The organism is Micromonospora sp. CV4 (genome assembly GCF_003667455.1).
Lineage (GTDB): Bacteria > Actinomycetota > Actinomycetes > Mycobacteriales > Micromonosporaceae > Micromonospora.
On record NZ_RCVI01000274.1, the window covers coordinates 1 to 21,166 of the forward strand.

The window sequence follows — 21,166 nt, forward strand, 5'->3', positions numbered from 1 at the left end:
GGGCTCCGCCGCTGCCGGCTCCAACCTGGACCCGCGTGCCCAACCCCGCCCGGCCCGGCGACGGCTAACCCGGGGTCGGGCGCGGGACCGACGGTGCCGGTGGGTCAGAGGGTCTGCACGGTGGCGATGCGTTCCTCAAGCTGCTCGATGGTGGCCTGGGCACTCGGCGGGCCGCCGCAGAGCCGGCGCAACTCGGCGTGGATCTTGCCGTGCGGTTGGCCGGTGCGGTGGTGCCGGGCGGCCACCAGAGCGTTCAGCTGCCGCCGGAGCGCCACCCGGCGCTGGGCGGCACTCATTGGTGCCGGCGGCGCCGCGACGGGCGCACCGGCCGGCTGAGCGGCCCGCTCGGCGCCTCGGCGACGCTGGGCGGCGAGCTGCTCGGCCTGCCGCTTCGTCAGCAGCAGGGAAACCTGGTCGGCGGTGAGCAGGCCGGGTAGGCCGAGGTACTCCTCCTCCTCGGGGGTGCCCGCCTGGGCCGCGGTGCCGAACGACGCCCCGTCGAAGATCACCTGATCCAGCTCGGCGGTGGCGGAGAGCGCGGCGAATCGCTTCTCCAGCTCACCGCTGGCCTGATCGTCGCGCTGCGCCCGTTCCAGCAGATCGTCGTCGAAACCGTCGGATTCCTTGGGCTTGCCGAGCACGTGGTCCCGCTCGATCTCCATCTCGCTGGCCAGCCCGAGCAGGTGCGGCACGCTGGGCAGGAAGACCGACGCGGTCTCCCCGGGCCGGCGGGCCCGGACGAACCGGCCGATCGCCTGGGCGAAGTAGAGCGGGGTGCTGGCGCTGGTGGCGTAGACCCCGACGGCGAGCCGCGGGATGTCCACCCCCTCGGACACCATTCGCACCGCGACCAGCCACCGCTGCTGCGAGGCCGCGAACGTCGCGATCCGCGCGGACGCGCCCTGGTCGTCGGAGAGCACCACGGCGGCCTTCTCGCCGGTCACCTGCTCGATCAGCTTGGCGTACGAGCGGGCGGACTGCTGGTCGGTGGCGATGATCAGACCACCGGCGTCGGCCATCCCGGCGTTGCGCAGCACGGTGAGTCGGGCGTCGGCGGCGCGCAGCACCTGGGGCATCCAGTCCCCGGCCGGGTCCAGCGCGGTACGCCACGCCTGCGCCACCAGATCCTGGGTCATCGGCTCGCCGAGCCGGGCCGCCAACTCCTCCCCCGCGTTGGTCCGCCAGCGGGTCTCCCCCGAGTACGCCAGGAAGAGCACCGGCCGGACCACGCCGTCGCGCAGGGCGTCGGAGTACCCGTACACCGAGTCGGCGCGGGACCGCAGCAGCCCGTCACCGCCGCGCTCGTAGCTGACGAACGGGATCGGGTTGTCGTCGGAGCGGAACGGCGTCCCGGTGAGCATCAGCCGGCGTACGGCGGGCTCGAAGGCGGCCTTCACCCCGTCACCCCAGGTCCGGGAGTCGCCCGCGTGGTGGATCTCGTCGAGGATGACCAGGGTGCGTCGGGTCATGGTGCGCCGCCGGTGCACCTGCGGGGCCATCCCCACCTGGGCGTAGGTGATCACCGCGCCGTGGAAGTCGGCCGCGGAGTGGACGTCGGCGTTGCGGAACGCGGCGTCGAGTTGGATGCCCACCCGGGCCGCGGCCTCGGCCCACTGGTTCTTCAGGTGCTCGGTGGGGGCGACGACCGTGACCGCCTCCACCGTGCCGTCACCGAGCAGTTCGGCCGCGATCCGCAGGGCGAAGGTGGTCTTGCCCGCGCCGGGCGTGGCGACCGCCGTGAAGTCCTCGCCGCGGCGGCGCAGGTACTCCACCAGGGCCTTGCGCTGCCAGGCACGTAGTGCCGGGAACGTCTCGAGCACCGGCGTCCGGGCTGCCACGCGAAGCTCCTCTCCGACCGCACGACGGCGGACCCCGGGCGAGGGCCACGAGTATCGCCGCCCATGAAAACGCCTCCGCGCAGAAGCTGCCGCGAAGGCCGACTCAGCATAACCAGCGCGGGCCCAACGGCCCAGGCGACGCCACGCTGGTCACATCGGCCACCCCCGCCCGAGCCGTCCCGGAAGCCCCGGTTTCGCCTCACCACTCCCGGTCGGTGCGCGGATCCGCCCCGCCGATACGCGGCGGGCGCAACGTCGCCACCGGAGCGGACCAGCGTCGGCGCAGAGCGACCAGGCGCAGCCCGAAGACCAGCACGGCGGCGGCGGTGAGCGGTATCGGTCCGGTCAGCCCGGTGACGTACAGCAGCACCACCGCGACCGATCCGACCAGGGCGGCCACCGCGTAGATCTCCCGTCGCAGCACCACCGGGATCTCGGCGGTGAGCAGGTCCCGGCCGAGCCCGCCGCCGATCGCGGTGAGCATGCCGATCAGGCACGCGCCGACCGCGGGCACCCGCGCGTCGAGTGCCTTGAGCGTGCCGGTCACGGTGAAGAGCCCGAGGCCCGCCGCATCCAGCACCAGGACCGTGGTGCGTAGCCGGGCGAGTTGCGGGTGCAGCCAGAAGACGGCGAGCGCGGTGACCGCGGCGGTCGCCACGTACCGCCAGTCGGCGAAGGCCAGCGGCGGCACCTCGTCGATGACCAGGTCCCGGAGGATCCCGCCGCCGAGGGCGGCCACGAAGCCGACGAACGCGACGCCGAACAGGTCGAGCCGCTTGGCCACCGCGGCCGAGGCCCCGGACGCGGCGAAGACCGCCACCCCGGTCAGGTCGGCGACGAGCAGGGCGGTGGAGGTGGTCACCGCCGCAGGCTACGTCGCCGGCCGGAACGCCGGCCGCGGTTCACTCGCGGTACGAGTCGTAGATCTCCTTGCACTTGGGGCAGACCGGCGAACCCGGCTTGGCCGCCTTGGTGACCGGGAAGGTCTCCCCACAGAGCGCGACGACGAAGGTGCCCATCACGGCACTCTCGGCGATCTTCTCCTTGCGGACGTAGTGGAACATCTCGGGACCGGTGTCGGCGTCCTTCAGCTCCGGACGCTCGAGAACCTCTGTGCTCACGTCTGCACCTCCGACCGTCAAGTTTGGCAGGTCATCACGGCCGGGTCCACTTGAGGCCGGCCCGGGCCCGACCCCGTACCGTGGCCCACCGTGACTGACTTTCGCATCAGCTACGGCACCGAGGTGGCCGACGCCCTGCGCGACGGCCGGCCCGTCGTCGCCCTGGAGAGCACCATCGTCTCGCACGGCCTGCCCCGGCCGGAGAACCTTCGGGTGGCTCGGGAGATCGAGCAGGCGGTCCGGGACGCGGGAGCGGTCCCGGCAACGATCGGCATGATCGGCGGCGAGCTGGTGGTCGGCCTGGACGACGCGCAGTTGACCCGCCTGGCCACCGTCGATGGAGTGACCAAACTCTCCGTCCGCGACCTCGCGGTGGCGGCGGCGACCGGCGCCGACGGCGCCACCACCGTGGCCGCGACCAGTGCGGTGGCCGCCGCGGCCGGGATCGGGGTGTTCGCCACCGGAGGGCTCGGTGGGGTGCACCGGGAGGCCGCGCACACCTTCGACGAGTCGGCGGATCTGATCACGCTGGCCCGGACCCCGATCGCGGTGGTCTGCGCCGGGGTCAAGTCGATCCTCGACGTGGGCGCGACGCTGGAGCGGCTGGAGACCCTCGGGGTCGCCGTCGTCGGTTACCGCACCCGCCGGTTCCCCGGCTTCTACCTGACCGACGGCGGCTTCGACCTGGACTGGTCGGTCGACTCGGCGGAGCAGGTCGCCGCCGTGCTCGCCGCCCGTGACCGGCAGGCCGTGCACGCCGGCGGCCTGATCGTCGCCAACCCGCTGCCGGTCGACGAGCAGCTCGACCCGGAACTGCACGACCGGACCCTGTCCGACGGTCTGGCCCTGCTGGAGCGGGACGGGGTGACCGGCAAGGCCGTCACCCCGTACCTGCTGGCGCACTTCCACTCGGCCACCGAGGGCGCGAGCCTGGCGGTGAACGTCCGGATCATCCTGCGCAACGCCGACCTGGCCGCGCGGATCGCGGTCGCCGCCGCCCGCGCCAGCGCCGTCCCGGCATGACCCGACCGGCCCGGGTGGTCGTCGTCGGGGACGTGATCACCGACGTGGTCGCGGTGCTGTCCGGGCCGCTCGCGGCGGGTTCGGACACCGCGGCCGACATCAGCCTCGGCGGCGGCGGCCAGGCGGCCAACACGGCCGCCTGGATCGCCGCGCAGGGGGTGGACGTCACGCTCGTCGGCGCTGTCGGCGACGACGCCGCGGGGCGCGACCGGGTGGCCGAGCTCGACCGTGCGGGTGTCGACTGCGCGATCGACCGCGTCGAGGGCGTACCGACCGGCACGGTGATCGTGCTGGCCACCGACGGCGAGCGCACCATGGTGAGCCAGCGGGGCGCGAACCTGCGGCTCGGCGTCGAGCATGTCGAGGGGGCCCTCGCGGCGGTGCCCGACGCTGGGCATCTGCACCTGTCCGCGTACACCCTGTTGGACGCCGGGTCGCGCGGCGCCGGGCTGCGGGCGCTGGCGGCCGCCCGCGAGCGCGGGCTGACCACCAGCGTCGACGCGGCCTCCGCGGCGCCGCTGCGGCGGGTCGGTGCGGCGGCGTTTCTGGGTTGGGTACGCGACGTCGACCTGCTGCTGGTCAACGCGGACGAGGCGACGGTGCTGGCCGGCGGGCTGGACCCGGCGGCGCAGGGGCGGGCGTTGTCGGCGACGGCCCGGCGGGTGGTGGTCAAGCGCGGCGCTGCCGGCGCGGTCTGGGTGGACCGCACGGCCCCGGTCTGCGTGGCGCCGGCCCGGCGGGTGGCGGTGGTGGACGTCACCGGTGCGGGCGACGCCTTCGCGGCCGGTCTGCTCACCGCCTGGCTCGCCGGCGCCACCCCGACGGCCGCTCTGAACCGCGCCACCGACCTGGGGGCCCTGGCCGTCTCCACCGTCGGCGCCCGACCGCGGCCCTGACCGCTCGACGGCTCTGACTGCTCGGACCCTGGCCCGTTTCGCGGGTCAGGGTTCGACGTCGATGACCTTGTGCGGGCGTTCCTCGGCCGTAAGGCTCATCGGCGGGGTGTCGTCGGTGTGCCGGTGATGGAACCGGTTGGCCAGCCGGTGCTCCTCCTTCGGCGGCCGGTCGTTGGCCAGCAGCACGGCCAGCCATGGGATGAGCACCATGCCCAGGGCGCACAGCGGCAGCCAGAGCCAGAGCAGTGGGGCGTTCGCGCCGACCAGGATCGCGCCGAGAACAATGCACGCCACGCGGATGCCCATCATCAGGACATAGCGGCGCTGACGGCTGGTGAGCTGATCGTTCTGGCTGCGCGAGGCGTCGGTGATCAGAATCGGCTGGTACGCCTGACGCTTCACCATGAACCTCCTCAAGGGGATTACGACTCATCCTGTCACCGCAGAGGCTTGATCAGCGAAATTCGACTCATCGCCCTGCGTGTTACGCCCGTGGTACGCTCCGCCACGTGGGCAGCAGGTTCAGCTTCACCGACGAGGCGTTGGCCAACCTGAGGGTCTACGACGTCACGCCCGGGGAAGTCTGGGAGGCGCTGCACAGCGCCCGACGGGTGATCCGCCACCTGGGCGACGACGTGATGGTGGTCTACGCCGCCGCCCGGCGGGGCCGCCGACTGGCGGTGCTGCTCGCCGAGGCCGACGGCACCGACAACGACTGGGACATCCTCTCCGCCCGCGAGCTGAGCGACGTCGAGTCCAAGCGCTACGACGAGGCCGTGCGGAGATCTCGCCGATGAGGAGGCCGTGACGATGCACCGTAACGACGCGACCAAGCAGTTCCACAGCGGCGACGACCGGATCGCCGAGCTGATCGACGAGAGCCCGGCGGTGGACCTGCCCACCCCCGACACCGACGTGCCGATGGTGAGCCGGTCGGTCCGGCTGCCGCTGGAGACCTACGAGCGGGTGCGGGCCGCCGCCGACGCCCGGGGCATCGGGGTCACCACGCTGATGCGGCAGTGGATCGAGGCGGGCCTGGCCGACCTGGACGACTCGGCCACCGTCTCGCTCGCCGACGTCCGGCGCGCGCTGGCCTCGCTGGCCCACCCCACCGCCGCCTGAGCGACGACTCCGTCAGGTCAGCCGGCGGCCTTGGTCTTCGCCGCTGCCTTCATCTGCTGCTTGTACTCCCGCACCCGACGCAGCGAGTCGGCGTCGGTGACGTCGGCCACCGACCGGTACGCGCCCGGGTCGCCGTAGCCGCCGGCCGCCTCCCGCCAGTCCTGCGGGGTCACCCCGAACCGCTTGCCGAGCAGGGCCACGAAGATCTGCGCCTTCTGCTTGCCGAAGCCGGGCAGCTCGGCCACCCGGCGGAACAGCTCCGCCCCGTCGGCGACGTCGGACCAGAGCCGGGCGGCGTCGCCGTCGTAGCGGTCCACCAGGACCTGGCACACCTCCTGCACCCGGGCCGCCATGGCCTTCGGGAACCGGTGCAGCGCGGGCGGGGTGGCGAAGAGCGCGACCAGGGCCTCCGGGTCGTACCCGGCCAGCTCCGCCGCGTCCAGCTCGTGGCCGAGCCGCTGCGCCAGCACGTACGGCGAGGAGAACGCCTTCTCCATCGGCACTTGTTGATCGAGAACCATGCCGAGGAGCCTGGCCAGCGGGCTGCGCTCCAGCAGCCGGTTGGCCTCGGGGTCGATGGGCAGCACGAGCGTCATGTCACCATCCTGCCCCGCCGCCGCCCCGGGGTGAACACCGACGCTCCGGGTTCGATCCGGCGGGTGGCGCCGACGGGGAACGCGGCGGGGGGCAGGATGGCGACGTGGACGAACACGACATGCTGCTCTCCCCCGCCGGCGTCGACGCGCTGCGCACCGCGCTGACCCGGGCCGGCTTCACCAGCAACGGCATCGCCGGCCGGCTCGGCTCGCAGGCCACCGGAGGGGTCGCGCGCAACGACTACCGGGCGGCACTGCGCGCCACCGAGGACCGCGACCCGCTCGCCACCCTGATCCGGGTGTTCATCTGCGACCAGACCGAGTCGGAGGCGACCGTGGCCGCCGCGCTGGCGCCGCTGAGCGTGGCGGAGGCGGTGGCGGGCGGGCTGGTCGAGCGGCACGGCGACGGCCTGCGCGCCGGCGTCGACCTGGAGCCGTACGGAGACGACTGGTGGGTGCTCGCCGACGTGCCGGCCAGCGCCCGACCGGGCCGACCGCTGCACTCCGAGCACGTGCTCGGCATCGGCGGGGCCACCCAGACCCTGATCGGCGCGACCGTCCGCCGGCCGGTCGGGACCGCACTGGACCTCGGCACCGGCTCCGGCGTCCAGGCCCTGCACCTGGCCACCCACGCCGCCTCGGTGACCGCCACGGACCTCTCCGAGCGGGCCCTGCGCTTCGCCGCGACGACCGCCGCCCTCAACGGCCAGGACTGGGAGTTGCTGCGCGGCGACATGGTCGCGCCGGTGGCCGGCCGCCGCTTCGACCTGGTGGTGAGCAACCCGCCGTTCGTGGTCGGCCCGGGCACCACCACGCACGTCTACCGCGACTCCGGCCGGGTGGGCGACGCGATCGGCGCCGAACTGGCCGCCGCCGCCCCCGGCCTGCTCACCGAGGGCGGCACCATGCAGTACCTGGCCAACTGGGTGCACGTCGCCGGTGAGGAGTGGGACGAGCGGGTCGCCGGCTGGTTCGCCGGTACCGGCCTGGACGCCTGGGTGATCCAGCGCGAGGTGGCCGACCCCATGGCGTACGTCAACCTGTGGCTCACCGACGTCGGCGAGAGCGCCGACCCGGAGCGGATGGCCGCCTGGCTGGACTGGTTCGACGCGCACAAGGTGGAGGCGATCGGCTTCGGCATCGTGTCGCTGCGCCGCAGCGGGCACGCCGACCCGGTGGTCCGGGTGGAGGACCTGCGCCAGCGGGTGCAGCCGCCGCTGGGCGACCAGGTCGCCGCCTGGTTCGACCGCCAGGACTTCCTGCGGGTACGCGACACCGAGGCGTTGCTCGCCGAGCGCTACCGGGCCGCCGACGGCCTTCAACTGCGGCAGGAGGCCACCATGGGCGACGAGGGCTGGGCGGTGGACCGGCAGGTTCTCGCGATGCCGCACGGCCTGCGGTGGACCGAGGAGGTCGACCCGCTGGTGCTCGCCCTGGTGGGCGGGGCCGACGGCCGGCTGCCGCTCCGTGACCAGCTCGCCCTGCTGGCCGCCGCCCACGAGGTCGAGCCGGACGAGCTGGCCGAGGCGGCCGGGCCGATCGTCGCGCACCTGGTGGAGCGGGGCCTCATCGAGCCGGTGACCGGCTGATGCGGGCGGTGGTGCAGACGGTCGGCCGGGCCAGCGTGACGGTCGACGGCGTGGTGGTCGGCGCGATCGAGGACGGGCTGCTGGTGCTGCTCGGAGTGACCCACACCGACACGACGGAAACCGCCCGGACGATGGCGCGCAAGGTGCACGAGCTGCGGATCCTCGATGACGAGCGGTCCGCGGCCGACACTGGCGCGCCGGTCCTGGTGGTCAGTCAGTTCACCCTCTACGGCGACGCCCGCAAGGGCCGCCGTCCGACCTGGACCGCCGCCGCCCCGGCCGAGGTGGCCGAGCCGTTGGTGACGGCGGTGGTCGAGGCGCTGCGCGAGCGCGGCGCGAAGGTGGAGACCGGCCGCTTCCGCGCCCACATGCTCGTCGAGAGCGTCAACGTGGGCCCCCGCACAATCCTGCTCGACCTGTGACAGCGGGTCAGGAGAAGAGGCCTCGGCGTTGGAGGGACTGGCGGAGCCAGCCGTCGAGTTCGGCGGTCCAGTCGGTGCGGTCGGCGGTGGCGTGGTCGACCGTGAAGCGGCCGAAGGCGTCCCGGCCCTCGGTGAAGACACCGCCGCGCTTGTCGACCTCCAGCACCACCTGCATCCGCTGCGGGTCGGCGATGAAGGTGACCTCCAGCTGGTTGATCGAGCGGGCGTACTGCGGGGCAGGGCTGAACTCGATCTCCTGGTAGAACGGCAGCGTCTGCCGGACGCCGTAGATGTGCCCACGCTCCACATCGGCGCGCGCGAACCGGAACCCGAGCCGCAGCAACGCGTCGAGCAGCCGCTCCTGTGCCGGCAGCGGGTGCACCGCCACCGCGTCCAGGTCACTCTTGTCGACGGCGCGGGCCACCTCCAGCTCCGTACGCAGCCCCATCGTCATGCCGTGCAGGTGCTGCCCGTACAGCTCGGTGACCGGCGTCTCCCAGGGCACGTCGAAGCGGAACGGGAGCTCGTGGCGCTGCCCGGGCTCCAGCCGGAACGCGCCGGTGACCTGCTGGCGGTGGAACTCCTGGGTGGTGTCGTAGTCGTTGTCGCCGCTCTCCACCTCGACCCGGGTGACCAGGCCCAGTGCCACGTGGTCGATGTCGACCTGGTGGTCACCGCCGACCACCTGGATGCGGCCCTCCAACTCGCCGCCGGGTCGGCAGTTCGCGTCGGCCAGCACCGTCTCCACCGACGGGCCGCCAACTCCCATCGCCTGCATGAGCCGCTTGAAGACCACGTCGTTCTCCATCTCCTGTCACGGCCGACCGTGGGTGGCCGACCGTCGGCACGGTAACCGGGGCGGGCAAGGACACCGGGGCGACACACACCGCGCCCGCGATCCGACCGGATTCCTGTCGGGTGCCCGATCGCCTCACTCCCGTTTTACGCCCCGCCCGCCAAGCTGTGTGTCACACCGGCACCACTGGGCCGGAGACACGGCACAGACGTGGACACGGGGAGAGACAGAGATGGTCCTGCAGATGACGGAAAACCGGACGCGCCCGGCCGCCAGCACCAGCACCGACGGGGGTGTCGAGGTCCTCGTCGACCTGGACGCCACCGACGAGCGCGGCATCTCCACCGACCTGGTCCGGGCCTACCTCAACGGAATCGGCCGGACGAAGCTGCTGACCGCCGCTCAGGAGGTCGACCTGGCCCGGCGGATCGAGGCCGGCCTGTTCGCCGACGAGAAGCTCGCCACCTGCACCCCTGTCTCGCCGGAGCTGCGATCCGATCTGGAGCTGATCGTCGCCGAGGGCCGGGCGGCCAAGGACCACCTGCTGGAGGCGAACCTGCGGCTGGTGGTCAGCATCGCCAAGCGCTACACCGGACGCGGGATGGCGTTTCTCGACCTGATCCAGGAGGGCAACCTCGGCCTGATCCGCGCGGTCGAGAAGTTCGACTACGCCAAGGGCTACAAGTTCTCCACGTACGCGACCTGGTGGATCCGGCAGGCGATCACGCGGGCGATGGCCGACCAGGCCCGCACCATCCGCATTCCGGTGCACATGGTCGAGCAGGTCAACCGGATGGTGCGCGCCCGCCGCGAGCTGGCGGTGACGCTGGGCCGCGAACCCAACGTCGCCGAGGTCGCCCGGGCGCTGGACATCCCCGAGTTCCAGGTCATCGAACTGATCTCGTACGACCGGGAGCCGGTCAGTCTGGACCAGGCCGTCGGCGACGACGGCGAGAGCGCGCTCGGTGACTTCGTGGCCGCGGTGGACCCGCGCGGCGAGCCGGGTGACGCGGCCGCGCAGGGCGAGCTGCGCAACGAGGTGAGCATCGTGCTGGCCACCCTGTCCCAGCGGGAGCAGGCGGTCATCCGGCTCCGGTTCGGTCTGGACGACGGCCGGCAGCGCACCCTGGACGAGGTCGGCCGGGAGTTCGGCCTGTCCCGGGAGCGGATCCGGCAGATCGAGAAGGTGACGCTGCTGAAGCTGCGCGCGCCGGAGCGGGCCCAGCGCCTGGAGGCGTACGCCTGCTGACGCACCGGTTCCCATGGAAGGCCCCGGCGGTTCGCCGGGGCCTTCCATGCTGTTCCGGTGCTTGACTGAGGCACCGATCCGCGATAGAAACCACACGGTTATAAAACCAGGAGGTTATGCGCGGTGGGCACCGAACTGTTGGACGCGACCTTCGCGGCGCTGGCCGACCCGACCCGGCGGGCCATCCTCGCCCGACTCGCGGCCGGTGAGGCGACCGTGACGGAGCTGGCAGAGCCCTTCACGATGAGCCAGCCGGCGATCTCCAAGCACCTCAAGGTGCTGGAGCGGGCGGGCCTGGTCAGCCGGGGACGGGACGCCCAGCGGCGGCCGTGCCGGCTGGAGGCCCGACCGCTGCGGGAGGCCACGGCCTGGCTCGCCGACTACCGCGACTACTGGGCGGAGAGTTACCAGCGCCTCGACGCCCTGCTCGACGAACTCCAGGCCGTCGAACGGACCGACGCCGATCGCCGGCACGCCGCACGGGACGGGGCCGGCGGATGACCGGCGTCGACGACCCGCTCGTCGTACACACCGTGGGCGACCGGGAGATCGTGCTGAGTCGGCTGTTCGACGCGCCGGCCCACCTGGTGTTCGCCGCCTTCACCGAGCCCACGCTGCTGGTCCGGTGGTACGGCGCGCGCGGCTGGCGGCTGGATCAGTGCGACGTCGACCTGCGGGTCGGCGGGCGGTGGCGGTTCGTGTCACTGGGCCCGGAAGGGGCCCGGATGGTCCAGGCCGGGGTCTACCGGCGGATCGAGCCACCGCACCGGCTGGTCTGCACCGAACTCTTCGACGACCAGTCCTATCCCGGCGAGACGCTGGTCAGCCACGAGTTCACCGAGCTGGCCGGCCGCACGACGGTCACCACCACCCTGCGCTACGCCACCCCCGAGGGGCGGGACACCGTGCTGCGCTACCCGATGGCCCGGGGCGTCGGGCAGAGCTACACACGGCTCGCCGAGGTGCTGCACACGACCATGACGGAACGAGGAGAGCAATCATGAACTGGACGTTGGAAGTAGTGATCGTGCCGGTCACCGATCTGGACCGGGCCAAGAAGTTCTACGCCGACCAGCTGGGCTTCACGGTGGACCACGACACGGTGATCAGCGACGACGCGCGCATCATCCAGCTGACCCCGCCCGGCTCCGGCTGCTCGATCGTGATCGGCAAGGGCGCCGTCCCGGACATGCCGCCGGGCTCGCTCAAGGGCCTGCAACTGGTGGTGCCCGACATCGAGCGGGCCCGCGCGCAGTTGGTCGAACGTGGTGTGGACGTCAGCGAGATCCAGGTGCTGGGCGTCAACCCGAGCCCCACGCCGCACCCGATGGACAACGTCGGCTTCGTCTTCTTCGCCGATCCGGACGGCAACAGCTGGGGCGTCCAACAGATCTCCAGCCGCGCCTGACCGGCCACGCTCACAGGCGGCGGGGGCCGGTGTCCGGACGGGCGACCACGCCGCCCACCCCCACCTGCGCGTGCAGGACCGAGATGCCGTCCGGGCGGGCGAGCACCGGATTGAGGACCAGCGAACGCACCCGGGGCTGCTCGTCGGCCAGCTGACCGACCCGCAGCAGCAGGTCGGCCAGGGCCGCCCGGTCGACCGGGGCGGCGCCACGGTGCCCGCGCAGCAACGGCGCCGCCCGGGGCTCGTCGACCAGCTCGGCGGCGTCGCGGTCGGTCAACGGCACCGCACGCCAGGCACGATCGCCGAGCAGCTCGGTGGCGACGCCGCCGAGACCGAAGCCGACCACCGGCCCGAACGCCGGATCCTCCACCAGCTCCACCACGCAGGCGACGCCGGGCGCGACCATCGGCTGCACCAGCACGTCCGCGCCGAAGACCGCCGCCATCTCGGCATACGCCCGGCGGACCGCCGGCTCGTCGGCCAGGTCGAGCCGGACCGCGCCGAGATCGAGCCGGTGGCGCAGGCCGGGTGCGGCGGCCTTGAGCGCCACCGGAAAACCCAACCGCGCCGCCGCGTCGGCCGCACCGTCGACCGAGTCGACCGGCTCCGACGCCACCACGTCGATGCCGTACGCGGCCAGCAGCGCGGCCGGGTCGGTGGTGTCGGCACGCACGGCGGCCTGCGCGGCAGCCCGGTCGATCCGGGGCAGCTCGGGCGCCATCCCGGGCGGTCGGCGCAGCCACTCGGCGTACCGGTGCACCCGGGCGAGGGCCCGCACCGCTTCCTCCACGCCGCCGTACGCCGGCACGCCCGCCGGCAGCCGTCCGACCAGGACGGTCGCCACGGTCGGCTTGCCCAACGCGAGAACCGCCGGCAGCGCGGCGGTGACGTCGGCGTCCACGTCGGTCAGTTGACCGGGCAGCGGCGGGGCGAAGACGACCACCAGGGCGTCCACCCGCTCGTCGCCGGCCGTCTCGGCCAGCGCGGTCGCGAACTCGGCGGCGCCGGCGCGCGGCCCGACGTCGCGCGGGTACCCGTCGACGACGGTGAGGCCCTGCCCGGCGCAGGCCCTGGCGGCCAGGCCGGTGAGAGCCGAGGAGTTGCCGACCACGCCGACCCGGCCACCGGCGGGCAGCGGCTGGTTGGCCAGCAGCACCCCCACGTCGAGCAGCTCCGGCACGGTGTCCACCCGGATCACCCCGGACTGGGCGAACAGTGCGGCCACGGCCACCTCGTCCGGCCCGGCGGTGTCGCCCAACCCGACCGGGCGGGCCGGCGAGGCGAGCGCCACGACCGGTTTGGCGCGGCCGATCCGCCGGGCCAGCCGGGCGAACTTGCGCGGATTACCGAAGGTCTCCAGGTACAGCATGATCACGTCCGTGCCGGGGTCGTCCTGCCAGTACTGGAGCAGGTCGTTGCCGGAGACGTCCGCCCGGTTGCCGGCCGAGACGAAGCTGGACAGCCCCAGGCCGCGCCGGTCCGCCTCGGCGAGCAGCGCCACCCCGAACGCGCCGGACTGGCTGAAGATGCCGACCCGGCCGGCCGGCGGCAGCGCCGGGGCGAGGGTGGCGTTGAGGCGTACCGCCGGGTCGGTGTTGGCCACGCCGAGACAGTTCGGGCCGACCACCCGCATCCCGGCGGCGTGCGCCGCGCGGACCAGTGACCGCTGCGCCGCCGCGCCCTCGGGGCCGGCCTCCGCGAAACCGGCGGAGATGACCACCAGGCCGTGCACCCCGGCGGCCGCCGCGTCGGCCACCACCGTGGTCGCCGCCTCCGGCGGGACCGCCACCACCGCCAGGTCCACCGGCACCCCGGCGTCGACCGCCGACTGGTACGCGGGCAGCCCCGCCACGGTCGAGGCGCTCGGGTGCACCGGCACCACCGCGCCGGTGAAGCCGCCGTCGCGCAGGTGCCCGAGCAGCGCCGCGCCGACGCCCTGGCCGGTCGCGCTCGCGCCGTAGACGGCGATGCCGCGCGGGGCGAGCAGCCGGGCGATCGAGCGCGCCTCGGTGCGGTGCTCCCGGCCGCGCTGCACCTCCAAAGTCGCCTCGGTCGGCGCGATCGGGAAGGTGAGGTGCACCACCCCGTCGGCAAACTCACGCTGGACCTGGTAGCCGAAGTCGGCGAAGACCCGCAGCATCTGCCCGTTGGCCGGCAGCACCTCGGCGACGAAGCTCATGATGCCGTTGCGGCGGGCGGCATCGGCCAGGTGCTCCATCAGCACCGAGCCGATGCCCCGGCCCTGGTAGGCGTCCTCCACCACGAAGGCGACCTCCGCCTCCGGTGCCTGCGGGCCCAGCCGTTCGTAGCGGCCGACCGCGACGATCCGGTCGCCGGCCAGCACCACGAACGCCTCCCGGTCGCGGTGGTCGACGGTGACGAAGCGGATCAGATCCCGCTCGGGGATACGCGGGTACGGCGAGAAGTAACGCAGGTAACGGGTGCGCTCGGAGAACCGGCCGTGCATCGCCACGATGGCCGGCGCGTCATCCGGCCCAATCGGTCGCAACTGGACGGTGCTGCCGTCGCTGAGCAACACGTCCAACGGCTGGTCCACGGTGGTCACCGGCGCGGTCTCCCCCCGGCCCGGCTCAGTCCCGCGGATCGTGCGGGTCGAGCCCGAGCAGCGGAAAGACCGTCTTGCGGGTGGCGGCGATCGCCCGGTCCACCGCGTTCGGCTCGCCCGTCGGCTGCCACGGCTCATACGACGGGTCCGCGTCGTCGGTCATCCGCAGCGGCACCTCCCGACCCGGATGACGGGCCGCGGCCAACTCCCGCCAGGCCGCCGGGGTGAGGGTGGCCGGGTCGACCGGATCGCCGGTTGCCACGGCCAGCAGGTGGCTCCAGGCCCGAGGCACCACCTCGACCAGCGCGTACCCGCCACCGCCGGTGGCGACCCAGCGGCCGTCGCACAGCTCGTCGGCGAGCGCCCGCAACGCCACGTAGGTGGCCCGCTGCCCGTCCACCGTCAGGTTCAGGTCGGCGAGCGGATCCAGCCGGTGCCCGTCGGCGCCGCACTGGCTGACCAACACCTGCGGCCGGAACGCGCGCAGCACCGACGGCACGATCGCGTGAAACGCCCGCTGCCAGCCCGTGTCGTCGACGCCCGGCGGCAGGGGCATGTTGACCGCGGTGCCCTGCGCGCCCGGCCCACCCGTCTCGTCCGGAAAACCGGTGCCCGGGAAGAGCGCGAGCGGGGTCTCGTGCACGCTGACCGTGAGCACCCGGGGATCGTCCCAGAAGATCTGCTGCACCCCGTCGCCGTGATGCACGTCCACGTCCACGTACGCGATCCGCTCGGCGCCCAGGTCGAGCAGGCGGGCGATGGCCACCGCCGGGTCGTTGTAGACGCAGAAGCCGGAGGCTCGGGCGGGCATCGCGTGGTGCAGGCCACCCGCCACGTTCACCGCCCGCCGGGCGCCGCCCCGCCAGACCGCCTCGGCGGCGGCCACCGTGGCGCCGGCGATCAGCGCGCTGGACTCGTGCATCCCTTCGAAGACCGGGTTGTCGGAGGTGCCCAGCCCGTACCCCGCGAAGAGCGGGTCGCGCGGCGCGGCGCGCACCGCGGCCAGGTAGGCCGGGTGGTGCACCCGGGTGAGCAGGGCGTCGTCGGCGGGCTCCGGCTTGACCAGGCGGACCCCGGGGCGGTCCAGGATGCCCAGCTCGCGGGCGAGCGCGACGGTCAACTCCACCCGGACCGGGTCGAGCGGATGGTCACCCATGTCGTAGGCGAGCAGCGACTCGTCCCACACCACCACCGTGTCGTCGGACATGGGCCCATCGTCGCACGAGGACCGTCCGCACGCGCTGGTCAGCGGCCGGGTGTCGGACCCGAGGCGACGGGCCGGCCCGGGTCGGCCACCCAGTTGCTCCACGATCCGACGTAGAGCGCCGCGTCCGGTCGGCCCGCCAGGTGCAGGGCGAGCACGGCCTGCGCGGCGGTCACCCCGGAGCCGCAGTACGCCCCCACCGACCGCTCCCCGGTCACGCCGGCGGCCGCGAACCGTTTCCGAAGCACGTCGGCCGCCGGGAAGCGCCCGTCCGGGCCGACGTACGTCCCGGCGGGCAGGTTCACCGCGCCCGGGACGTGCCCGGCGACCGGATCGATCGGCTCGACCTCACCCCGGTAGCGGGGCTCGGCCCGCACGTCGAGCAGCACGGCATCGTCCGCCGCCGCCAGCGCGGCGGCCCGCCCGGCGTCGAGCACCGGCAGGTCGCCGGGGCGCACCTCGACGTCGCCGGGGACCGGGGTGGGCGCCGCGGTGGAGACGGGTTGACCCGCGGCGACCCAGGCCGGATAGCCACCGTGCAGCAGGCGGACCGGTCGGTGCCCCGCCCAGCGCAGCGTCCACCAGGCCCGGGCGGCGGCCAACCCGTCGCCGCCGTCGTACACCACCACGGGGTGACCCGCCCGGACGCCGGCGGCCCGCAGCGCGGCCTGCAACGCGGCCGGGTCGGGCAGCGGATGCCGGCCGCCGGCGCCGGGCGGCCCGCAGAGCGCGGTGTCCAGGTCGACGAAGACCGCGCCGGGCACGTGACCGGCGAGGTAATCGTCGCGGCCGGGCGGACCGGTGAGCCGCCAGCGGACGTCGAGCAGGGTGGGCGGATCAGCGCGGTCGAGCTCGGCGGCGAGCCGGTCGGCCTCGACCAGCGGCTCCTGGGTACCGGACATGCCGACCATCCAACACCATCCGGGTCGTCGGCTCGCGGCTCGGCGGCGGTCGATCGCCGTTCTGCGAGGTACCATCGTGCACCGGAGGGCCGCTGACGTCATGAAGTCTCACGACCTGGTCGACACGACCGAAATGTACCTGCGCACCATCCTCGAGTTGGAGGAGGAGGGTGTGCCGCCGCTGCGCGCGCGGATCGCCGAGCGTCTGAAGCAGAGCGGCCCCACCGTGAGCCAGACCGTCGCCCGGATGGAGCGTGACGGCCTGCTCACCGTCGAGGGCGACCGGCACCTGATGCTCACCGCGCAGGGTCGCGGCAGCGCCGTGTCCGTGATGCGCAAGCACCGCCTCGCCGAGCTGCTGCTGGTCAACGTCATCGGGATGCCCTACGAGGAGGCCCACGAAGAGGCCTGCCGGTGGGAGCACGTGATGAGCGACGCCGTGGAGAAGCGGGTGTACGACCTGCTCAACCGGCCGACCCGCTCCCCGTACGGCAACCCGATCCCGGGGCTGGAGGAGCTGGGCTCGCCCGAGCCGGAGACCACCGAAGCCGGCGAGGGCGAGCGCAACCTGGCCTTCCCCGGCCTCTCCGGGCCGGTCGTGGTGCGCCGGATCTGCGAGAGCGTGCAGACCAACGCCGACGTGCTGCGTCAGCTGCACGCCGCCGGTGTCGACCCGGGCGCCACGGTGACCGTGGCCCAGGAACGCGACGGGGTGTCGATCGACCGCTCCGGTGACCGCGTCCGGCTGCCCCGCGAGGTCGCGTCCCGGGTCTTCGTCGCGGCCAACTGACCAACCGCCGGCCAGGAGGGCCGGCACCGGGCGTCACAGCGCCCGGGTGTCGACCTTCTTGGCCAGTGCGACCAGGTCACCGGTCACCTTCTCGACCGCCGAACGCTCGGCGCCGCGCGCCGCCGTCCAGCTCAGCGTGGCCAGCCGTCCCTCGGTGGTCAGCCACCCCACCTCGGCGACCGGCCCGTGCCCGCTCGCGGCGGCGAGGGTCCGCCGGTACGCCTGCTGACCCACCGCGGTGACCTTCGCCGCCTTGTCGGGCACCACGTCCGCGCCGAAGGTGGTCTTGTCGATCTTGGCGTCGGTCACGCTCAGCGTCAGCTCCGGCAGCGTCGCGCGTTCGGTCCGGACGACGCAGGTGTACGTGTCGCCCCGCTCGCTGGCGGCGGCCACGTCGAAGCGCACCTTGACCAGCTGCTCGATGACGGTGAAGTCCAGCAGGCGGCAGGCGCCACCCGACGACGCCGCCGCCACGTCCACCGCGATCGGCGCCGGCGGTGGCACCGCCACCGGCTCGACCTCGGCGGCGCAGCCGCTCACCAGCAGCCCCGCCAGCCCGGCGACCACGATCCGCCCGCGCACGCTCCACCCTCTCGCCGACCGACGGCGGAAGGTGCCCGCCGGATGTCCGTCGGACACCGTACGGGGTGTCCGGGCCCGGCGGAAGCCCTCGTTCGGCGGGTCCGCCGGCGACCCACCAATGTTCATCCGGCGGGCGGGTCGTCCACGTACGGGCAGTGCCGGCAGCCGCGTCCGCAGCAGGTGCCCCGGCGGGCCAGGAAACCGGCGCTGAGCACGAACAGCCCGGACGCGGGGTCGAGGTACCCGGCCTCTCCGGCGGCCAGCGCGGCCGTGTGCGCGGCGAGAATCCGGGACCGGTCGGGGTGCTCGGGCGGCAGCCGGGACGGGTGCGGCTCGGTGAGCGGCCGGTCCGCCAGGGGTCGTCGCTCTCCGGTCACCGCAGCAGTCTAGGGACGTCGTCCGGGTGGCATCGGCACCCGCCTCACCCGTGCCGGGCCAGCGCGGCGGCCACCTCGTCCCGTCCGGCACCAACGGCGAGCAGCAGGCGCAGCAGCACCCGCGCCTTGTACGGGTCGAGCAACCCACCGTTGAGCAGCCCGCGCCGTTGCAGGTCGGTCTCCGAGCCGACCGCCCCGTACGTGTGCCGCAGCACCGAACCCGCCCCGGACCGGGAGGTGAGCACCACCGGCATCCGGTCGGCGAGGGCCCCGAGCACCGGGGCGAGGGCGGCGGGCACGTGTCCCACTCCGAAGCCGGCCACCACCAGGCCCTGATGGGTGTCGGCCAGCCCGTCCAGCAGCAGCCCGTCATCCTCCAGCGTCACCACGTACAGGGCCACCCGGGTCGCGTCGAGCCGGGCCGGGTCGACCGGCGGCAGCGGCTCGTACCGCCGCGGCCGGGTCAGCACCCGCACCTCCCCCTCGATGACCTGCCCGATCGGGCCGGCGTTCGGCGCGGTGAAGGTGGCGGTGCTGGTGCTGTGTGTCTTGCGCAGCCAGCGGGCGGCGTGCACCTCGTCATTGACGGCGACCAGCACACCGAGGTCACGGGCGGCCGGCGCGGCGGCCACCCGAAGCGCCGCGAGCAGGTTGGCCGGCCCGTCCGCGCCGGCCAGGGTGGGATTGCGCATCGCGCCGGTGAACACCAGCGGGGCGGCGTGCGGCCAAACCAGGTCGGCCAGGAACGCCGTCTCCTCCAGCGTGTCGGTGCCCTGGGTGACCACCACGCCGATCGCGCCGCCGGTCACCGCCCGGGACGCCTCCGCGACCACGTCGAGCAGGTGGCGACCGGTGAGGTTGGCGCTGGGCACCGCGTGGGTGTCCCGCACGTCCACGGGCACGCCCAGCCCGGCGAGGCCGGGCACGCCGGCGGTGAGGTCCGCGCCGGTGAGCCGGGTGACCACGCCCGGACGGCCGGCGTCGACGCCGCCCATCGCGATGGTGCCACCGAGGGTGATCAGGGCGATGGACACGCGTGGACCTTCCTTTCGCCGTCGAGGGGCCGCGGCCCTGGGACCGTACCCGCTCCGTCGAGCGGGCCGGGGACCCGACCGGGCGGCGCGAAAAGCGGTGTCGTGTGCGAACGCGGCCCCGATAGGGTCCCCGGGCCGTCGGCCGGCGGCACGCGTGACCGCACAGACAGGCTGTGACCGTGACCCAGCAGGTGGCCCAGGCTCCAACGACCCCGACCGGGCCCGGCCCGTCGCTCTGGCGCAGCAGGAACTTCCTCCTGCTCTGGGGCGGTCAGACGGTCAGCGAGCTGGGCACCCGGATCGCCAACGTGGCGGTGCCGCTGCTCGCCGCCAACGTCCTGGACGCCAGCGTCTTCCAGGTCTCCCTGCTGACCGTCCTGGCCTGGCTGCCGTATCTGCTCTTTTCCCTGCCGGCGGGCATCCTCGCCGACCGGCTCGACCAGCGGCGGCTGATGATCGCGTGTGACCTGGGTCGGGCCGCGCTCATGCTGTCGCTGCCGGTGGCCGCCCTGATCGGCAAGCTCACCCTGCCCTTCCTGTACGTGGTGGTCGGGCTCGGCGGGGTGCTGACCGTGCTGTTCACCGTGGCGTACAAGAGCCTGCTGCCCCGGCTGGTGCCGGCGGACCTGCTGGTCGACGGCAACGCGAAGCTCACCATCAGCGAGGATGCCGCCGAACTCGTCGGCCCGACGGTCAGCGGCGTCCTGATCGGACTGGTCGGCGCCGCCCGGGCGTTCCTGACCAACGGGTTCGCCTTCCTGGTCAGCGCGCTGACGCTGGTCCTCATCCGGGAGGCGCCGGTGCGCCGCGAGCCGACCCCCCGGGTGCCCCTGCGGGTGGAGCTGACCGACGGGCTCACCTTCATCCGGCGGCAACCGATCCTCGTCAGCATCCTGGCATGCACCACCTGGTCGAACTTCTGGGTGATGGCGTCCGGCTCGATCGAGGTGACCTTCCTGGTGCGGGAGCTGCACGCCAGCCCGGTGCAGGTGGGGCTGGTCTTCTCGGTCAGCGCGGTCGGCGGGCTGGTCGTCGGGGTGCTGGCCGCCCGGCTGACCGCCTGGCTCGGCTCGGCCCGGGTGATCTGGGTGGCGATGGCCGCACCGGGTCCGTTCTACCTGCTCATGCCGCTGGCGCGGCCCGGCTGGGGACTGCTGGTCTACGGGGTCGGGCTGGCCGCGTTCTCGGCGAACGCGGTGCTGTTCAACGTGGCGGCGATGTCGTACCGGCAGCGGATCACCCCACCGGCGATCCTCGGCCGGGTCAATGCGGCGTTCCTGTGGATCTGCCTCGGGGTGATCCCGCTCGGTGCGCTGACCGGCGGCGCGCTCGGCACCGAGCTGGGGCTGCGCGGGGCGCTGTGGGTGTGCGTGCTGGGCACCTGGGCCGCGTGCCTGTTCGTGGTCTGCTCCCCGCTGCGCCGGATGCGGGACATGCCGCCGGTGCCGTCGAAGGATCCGACGGTTTCGTCGTAGGGTCCGACGATTCGCCCGGCAGCCGGGTATTCGGCAACGGCGTCGTCCTGCTGTGCCACGAGGGGGCCCGCTGGCCCACGTCGCCCGGACGGTTCCACACGGGCCAACCGTCCTGGGAGGGTGTACTCATGGCCACCTTCGCCGCGCCCGACGGCACCACACTCGCGCGGTGCCGG

24 protein-coding genes are annotated in these 21,166 nt (G+C 73.7%); 12 read left to right on the top strand and 12 right to left on the bottom strand.

The features are described 5' to 3' along the window. Positions 1-104: 104 nt before the first annotated feature. The 3 genes from EAD98_RS16615 to EAD98_RS16625 form a co-directional block, all read right to left on the bottom strand. On the bottom strand, positions 105-1,838 hold the full coding sequence (locus EAD98_RS16615; RefSeq protein WP_121654975.1) for a DEAD/DEAH box helicase: 1,734 nt from the start codon (positions 1,836-1,838) through the stop codon (positions 105-107). Between the two features lie 199 nt (positions 1,839-2,037). After that, the gene (locus EAD98_RS16620) at positions 2,038-2,700 is read right to left on the bottom strand and encodes a trimeric intracellular cation channel family protein (protein ID WP_121654976.1); all 663 of its coding nucleotides are present in this window, start codon (positions 2,698-2,700) and stop codon (positions 2,038-2,040) included. Positions 2,701-2,740: 40 nt separating this feature from the next. Beyond that, a complete protein-coding gene (locus tag EAD98_RS16625) occupies positions 2,741-2,959 on the bottom strand; it encodes a DUF3039 domain-containing protein (RefSeq protein WP_007456912.1) in 219 nt (72 codons plus the stop codon). Between the two features lie 90 nt (positions 2,960-3,049). Here EAD98_RS16625 and EAD98_RS16630 point away from each other — a divergent pair, with 90 nt between their 5' ends. Together EAD98_RS16630 and EAD98_RS16635 are read left to right on the top strand one after the other, a co-directional pair. After that, positions 3,050-3,982 carry a pseudouridine-5'-phosphate glycosidase gene (locus EAD98_RS16630; protein ID WP_121654977.1) on the top strand — a complete coding sequence of 311 codons (933 nt, stop codon included), beginning with the start codon at positions 3,050-3,052 and terminating at the stop codon, positions 3,980-3,982. Continuing rightward, positions 3,979-4,878, top strand: a complete 900-nt coding sequence (locus EAD98_RS16635; RefSeq protein ID WP_121654978.1) for a carbohydrate kinase family protein — start codon at positions 3,979-3,981, stop codon at positions 4,876-4,878. The genes EAD98_RS16630 and EAD98_RS16635 overlap by 4 nt, the downstream gene beginning before the upstream one ends. Before the next feature lie 45 nt (positions 4,879-4,923). Here EAD98_RS16635 and EAD98_RS16640 read toward each other — a convergent pair whose 3' ends face one another. Then, positions 4,924-5,283 (bottom strand): DUF3099 domain-containing protein, encoded by a 360-nt coding sequence (locus tag EAD98_RS16640; protein ID WP_199723435.1) that lies wholly within the window; start codon positions 5,281-5,283, stop codon positions 4,924-4,926. Positions 5,284-5,387: 104 nt separating this feature from the next. On the opposite strand from EAD98_RS16640, the gene EAD98_RS16645 reads away from it, so the two are divergent. Together EAD98_RS16645 and EAD98_RS16650 are read left to right on the top strand one after the other, a co-directional pair. Then, the gene (locus EAD98_RS16645) at positions 5,388-5,675 is read left to right on the top strand and encodes a hypothetical protein (RefSeq protein ID WP_074318059.1); all 288 of its coding nucleotides are present in this window, start codon (positions 5,388-5,390) and stop codon (positions 5,673-5,675) included. 13 nt (positions 5,676-5,688) lie between these two features. Continuing rightward, positions 5,689-6,000, top strand: coding sequence for a hypothetical protein (locus tag EAD98_RS16650; protein WP_074318058.1), 312 nt, complete (start codon positions 5,689-5,691; stop codon positions 5,998-6,000). A 17-nt stretch (positions 6,001-6,017) separates the two neighbouring features. On the opposite strand, the gene EAD98_RS16655 is transcribed toward EAD98_RS16650, so the two are convergent. Further along, positions 6,018-6,596, bottom strand: a complete 579-nt coding sequence (locus EAD98_RS16655; RefSeq protein ID WP_121654979.1) for an HhH-GPD-type base excision DNA repair protein — start codon at positions 6,594-6,596, stop codon at positions 6,018-6,020. 104 nt (positions 6,597-6,700) lie between these two features. On the opposite strand from EAD98_RS16655, the gene EAD98_RS16660 reads away from it, so the two are divergent. Further along, positions 6,701-8,185: a methyltransferase gene (locus EAD98_RS16660; RefSeq protein ID WP_199723436.1), complete on the top strand. Its 1,485-nt coding sequence runs from the start codon at positions 6,701-6,703 to the stop codon at positions 8,183-8,185. Beyond that, positions 8,185-8,607, top strand: coding sequence for a D-aminoacyl-tRNA deacylase (gene dtd / locus EAD98_RS16665; protein WP_121654980.1), 423 nt, complete (start codon positions 8,185-8,187; stop codon positions 8,605-8,607). The genes EAD98_RS16660 and dtd overlap by 1 nt, the downstream gene beginning before the upstream one ends. Positions 8,608-8,614: 7 nt before the next feature. On the opposite strand, the gene EAD98_RS16670 is transcribed toward dtd, so the two are convergent. Next, the gene (locus EAD98_RS16670; protein WP_121655016.1) at positions 8,615-9,403 is read right to left on the bottom strand and encodes a sporulation protein; all 789 of its coding nucleotides are present in this window, start codon (positions 9,401-9,403) and stop codon (positions 8,615-8,617) included. A gap of 232 nt (positions 9,404-9,635) precedes the next feature. On the opposite strand from EAD98_RS16670, the gene sigB reads away from it, so the two are divergent. The 4 genes from sigB to EAD98_RS16690 all read left to right on the top strand — a co-directional run bounded on the left by sigB (position 9,636) and on the right by EAD98_RS16690 (position 12,060). Continuing rightward, positions 9,636-10,652 carry an RNA polymerase sigma factor SigB gene (sigB, locus tag EAD98_RS16675; protein WP_121654981.1) on the top strand — a complete coding sequence of 339 codons (1,017 nt, stop codon included), beginning with the start codon at positions 9,636-9,638 and terminating at the stop codon, positions 10,650-10,652. Between the two features lie 123 nt (positions 10,653-10,775). Continuing rightward, positions 10,776-11,153: a helix-turn-helix transcriptional regulator gene (locus EAD98_RS16680; protein WP_121654982.1), complete on the top strand. Its 378-nt coding sequence runs from the start codon at positions 10,776-10,778 to the stop codon at positions 11,151-11,153. Continuing rightward, positions 11,150-11,656, top strand: coding sequence for an SRPBCC family protein (locus tag EAD98_RS16685; protein WP_121654983.1), 507 nt, complete (start codon positions 11,150-11,152; stop codon positions 11,654-11,656). The genes EAD98_RS16680 and EAD98_RS16685 overlap by 4 nt, the downstream gene beginning before the upstream one ends. After that, positions 11,653-12,060, top strand: coding sequence for a VOC family protein (locus tag EAD98_RS16690; RefSeq protein WP_121654984.1), 408 nt, complete (start codon positions 11,653-11,655; stop codon positions 12,058-12,060). The genes EAD98_RS16685 and EAD98_RS16690 overlap by 4 nt, the downstream gene beginning before the upstream one ends. Positions 12,061-12,070: 10 nt before the next feature. Here the strand turns inward: EAD98_RS16690 and EAD98_RS16695 are convergent, their stop codons facing one another. Genes EAD98_RS16695 through EAD98_RS16705 form a run of 3 tightly spaced genes read right to left on the bottom strand, consistent with a single transcriptional unit; the run spans position 12,071 to position 16,732 of the window. After that, the gene (locus EAD98_RS16695; RefSeq protein WP_121654985.1) at positions 12,071-14,626 is read right to left on the bottom strand and encodes a bifunctional GNAT family N-acetyltransferase/acetate--CoA ligase family protein; all 2,556 of its coding nucleotides are present in this window, start codon (positions 14,624-14,626) and stop codon (positions 12,071-12,073) included. Between the two features lie 25 nt (positions 14,627-14,651). Continuing rightward, positions 14,652-15,833 (bottom strand): acetoin utilization protein AcuC, encoded by a 1,182-nt coding sequence (locus EAD98_RS16700; RefSeq protein ID WP_121654986.1) that lies wholly within the window; start codon positions 15,831-15,833, stop codon positions 14,652-14,654. Between the two features lie 38 nt (positions 15,834-15,871). Further along, a complete protein-coding gene (locus EAD98_RS16705; RefSeq protein ID WP_121655017.1) occupies positions 15,872-16,732 on the bottom strand; it encodes a sulfurtransferase in 861 nt (286 codons plus the stop codon). A 100-nt stretch (positions 16,733-16,832) separates the two neighbouring features. On the opposite strand from EAD98_RS16705, the gene EAD98_RS16710 reads away from it, so the two are divergent. Beyond that, positions 16,833-17,522: a metal-dependent transcriptional regulator gene (locus EAD98_RS16710; protein WP_121654987.1), complete on the top strand. Its 690-nt coding sequence runs from the start codon at positions 16,833-16,835 to the stop codon at positions 17,520-17,522. A gap of 33 nt (positions 17,523-17,555) precedes the next feature. Here EAD98_RS16710 and EAD98_RS16715 read toward each other — a convergent pair whose 3' ends face one another. From EAD98_RS16715 to EAD98_RS16725, 3 genes are all read right to left on the bottom strand, one after another. Continuing rightward, positions 17,556-18,104 (bottom strand): hypothetical protein, encoded by a 549-nt coding sequence (locus EAD98_RS16715; protein ID WP_121654988.1) that lies wholly within the window; start codon positions 18,102-18,104, stop codon positions 17,556-17,558. Positions 18,105-18,226: 122 nt separating this feature from the next. Continuing rightward, positions 18,227-18,481: a DUF5522 domain-containing protein gene (locus tag EAD98_RS16720; RefSeq protein ID WP_121654989.1), complete on the bottom strand. Its 255-nt coding sequence runs from the start codon at positions 18,479-18,481 to the stop codon at positions 18,227-18,229. Positions 18,482-18,525: 44 nt separating this feature from the next. Continuing rightward, on the bottom strand, positions 18,526-19,515 hold the full coding sequence (locus tag EAD98_RS16725) for an asparaginase (RefSeq protein WP_121654990.1): 990 nt from the start codon (positions 19,513-19,515) through the stop codon (positions 18,526-18,528). Between the two features lie 179 nt (positions 19,516-19,694). Between EAD98_RS16725 and EAD98_RS16730 the strand changes: the two genes are divergently transcribed. Next, positions 19,695-20,990, top strand: coding sequence for an MFS transporter (locus EAD98_RS16730; RefSeq protein ID WP_158609809.1), 1,296 nt, complete (start codon positions 19,695-19,697; stop codon positions 20,988-20,990). Positions 20,991-21,166 lie beyond the last annotated feature (176 nt).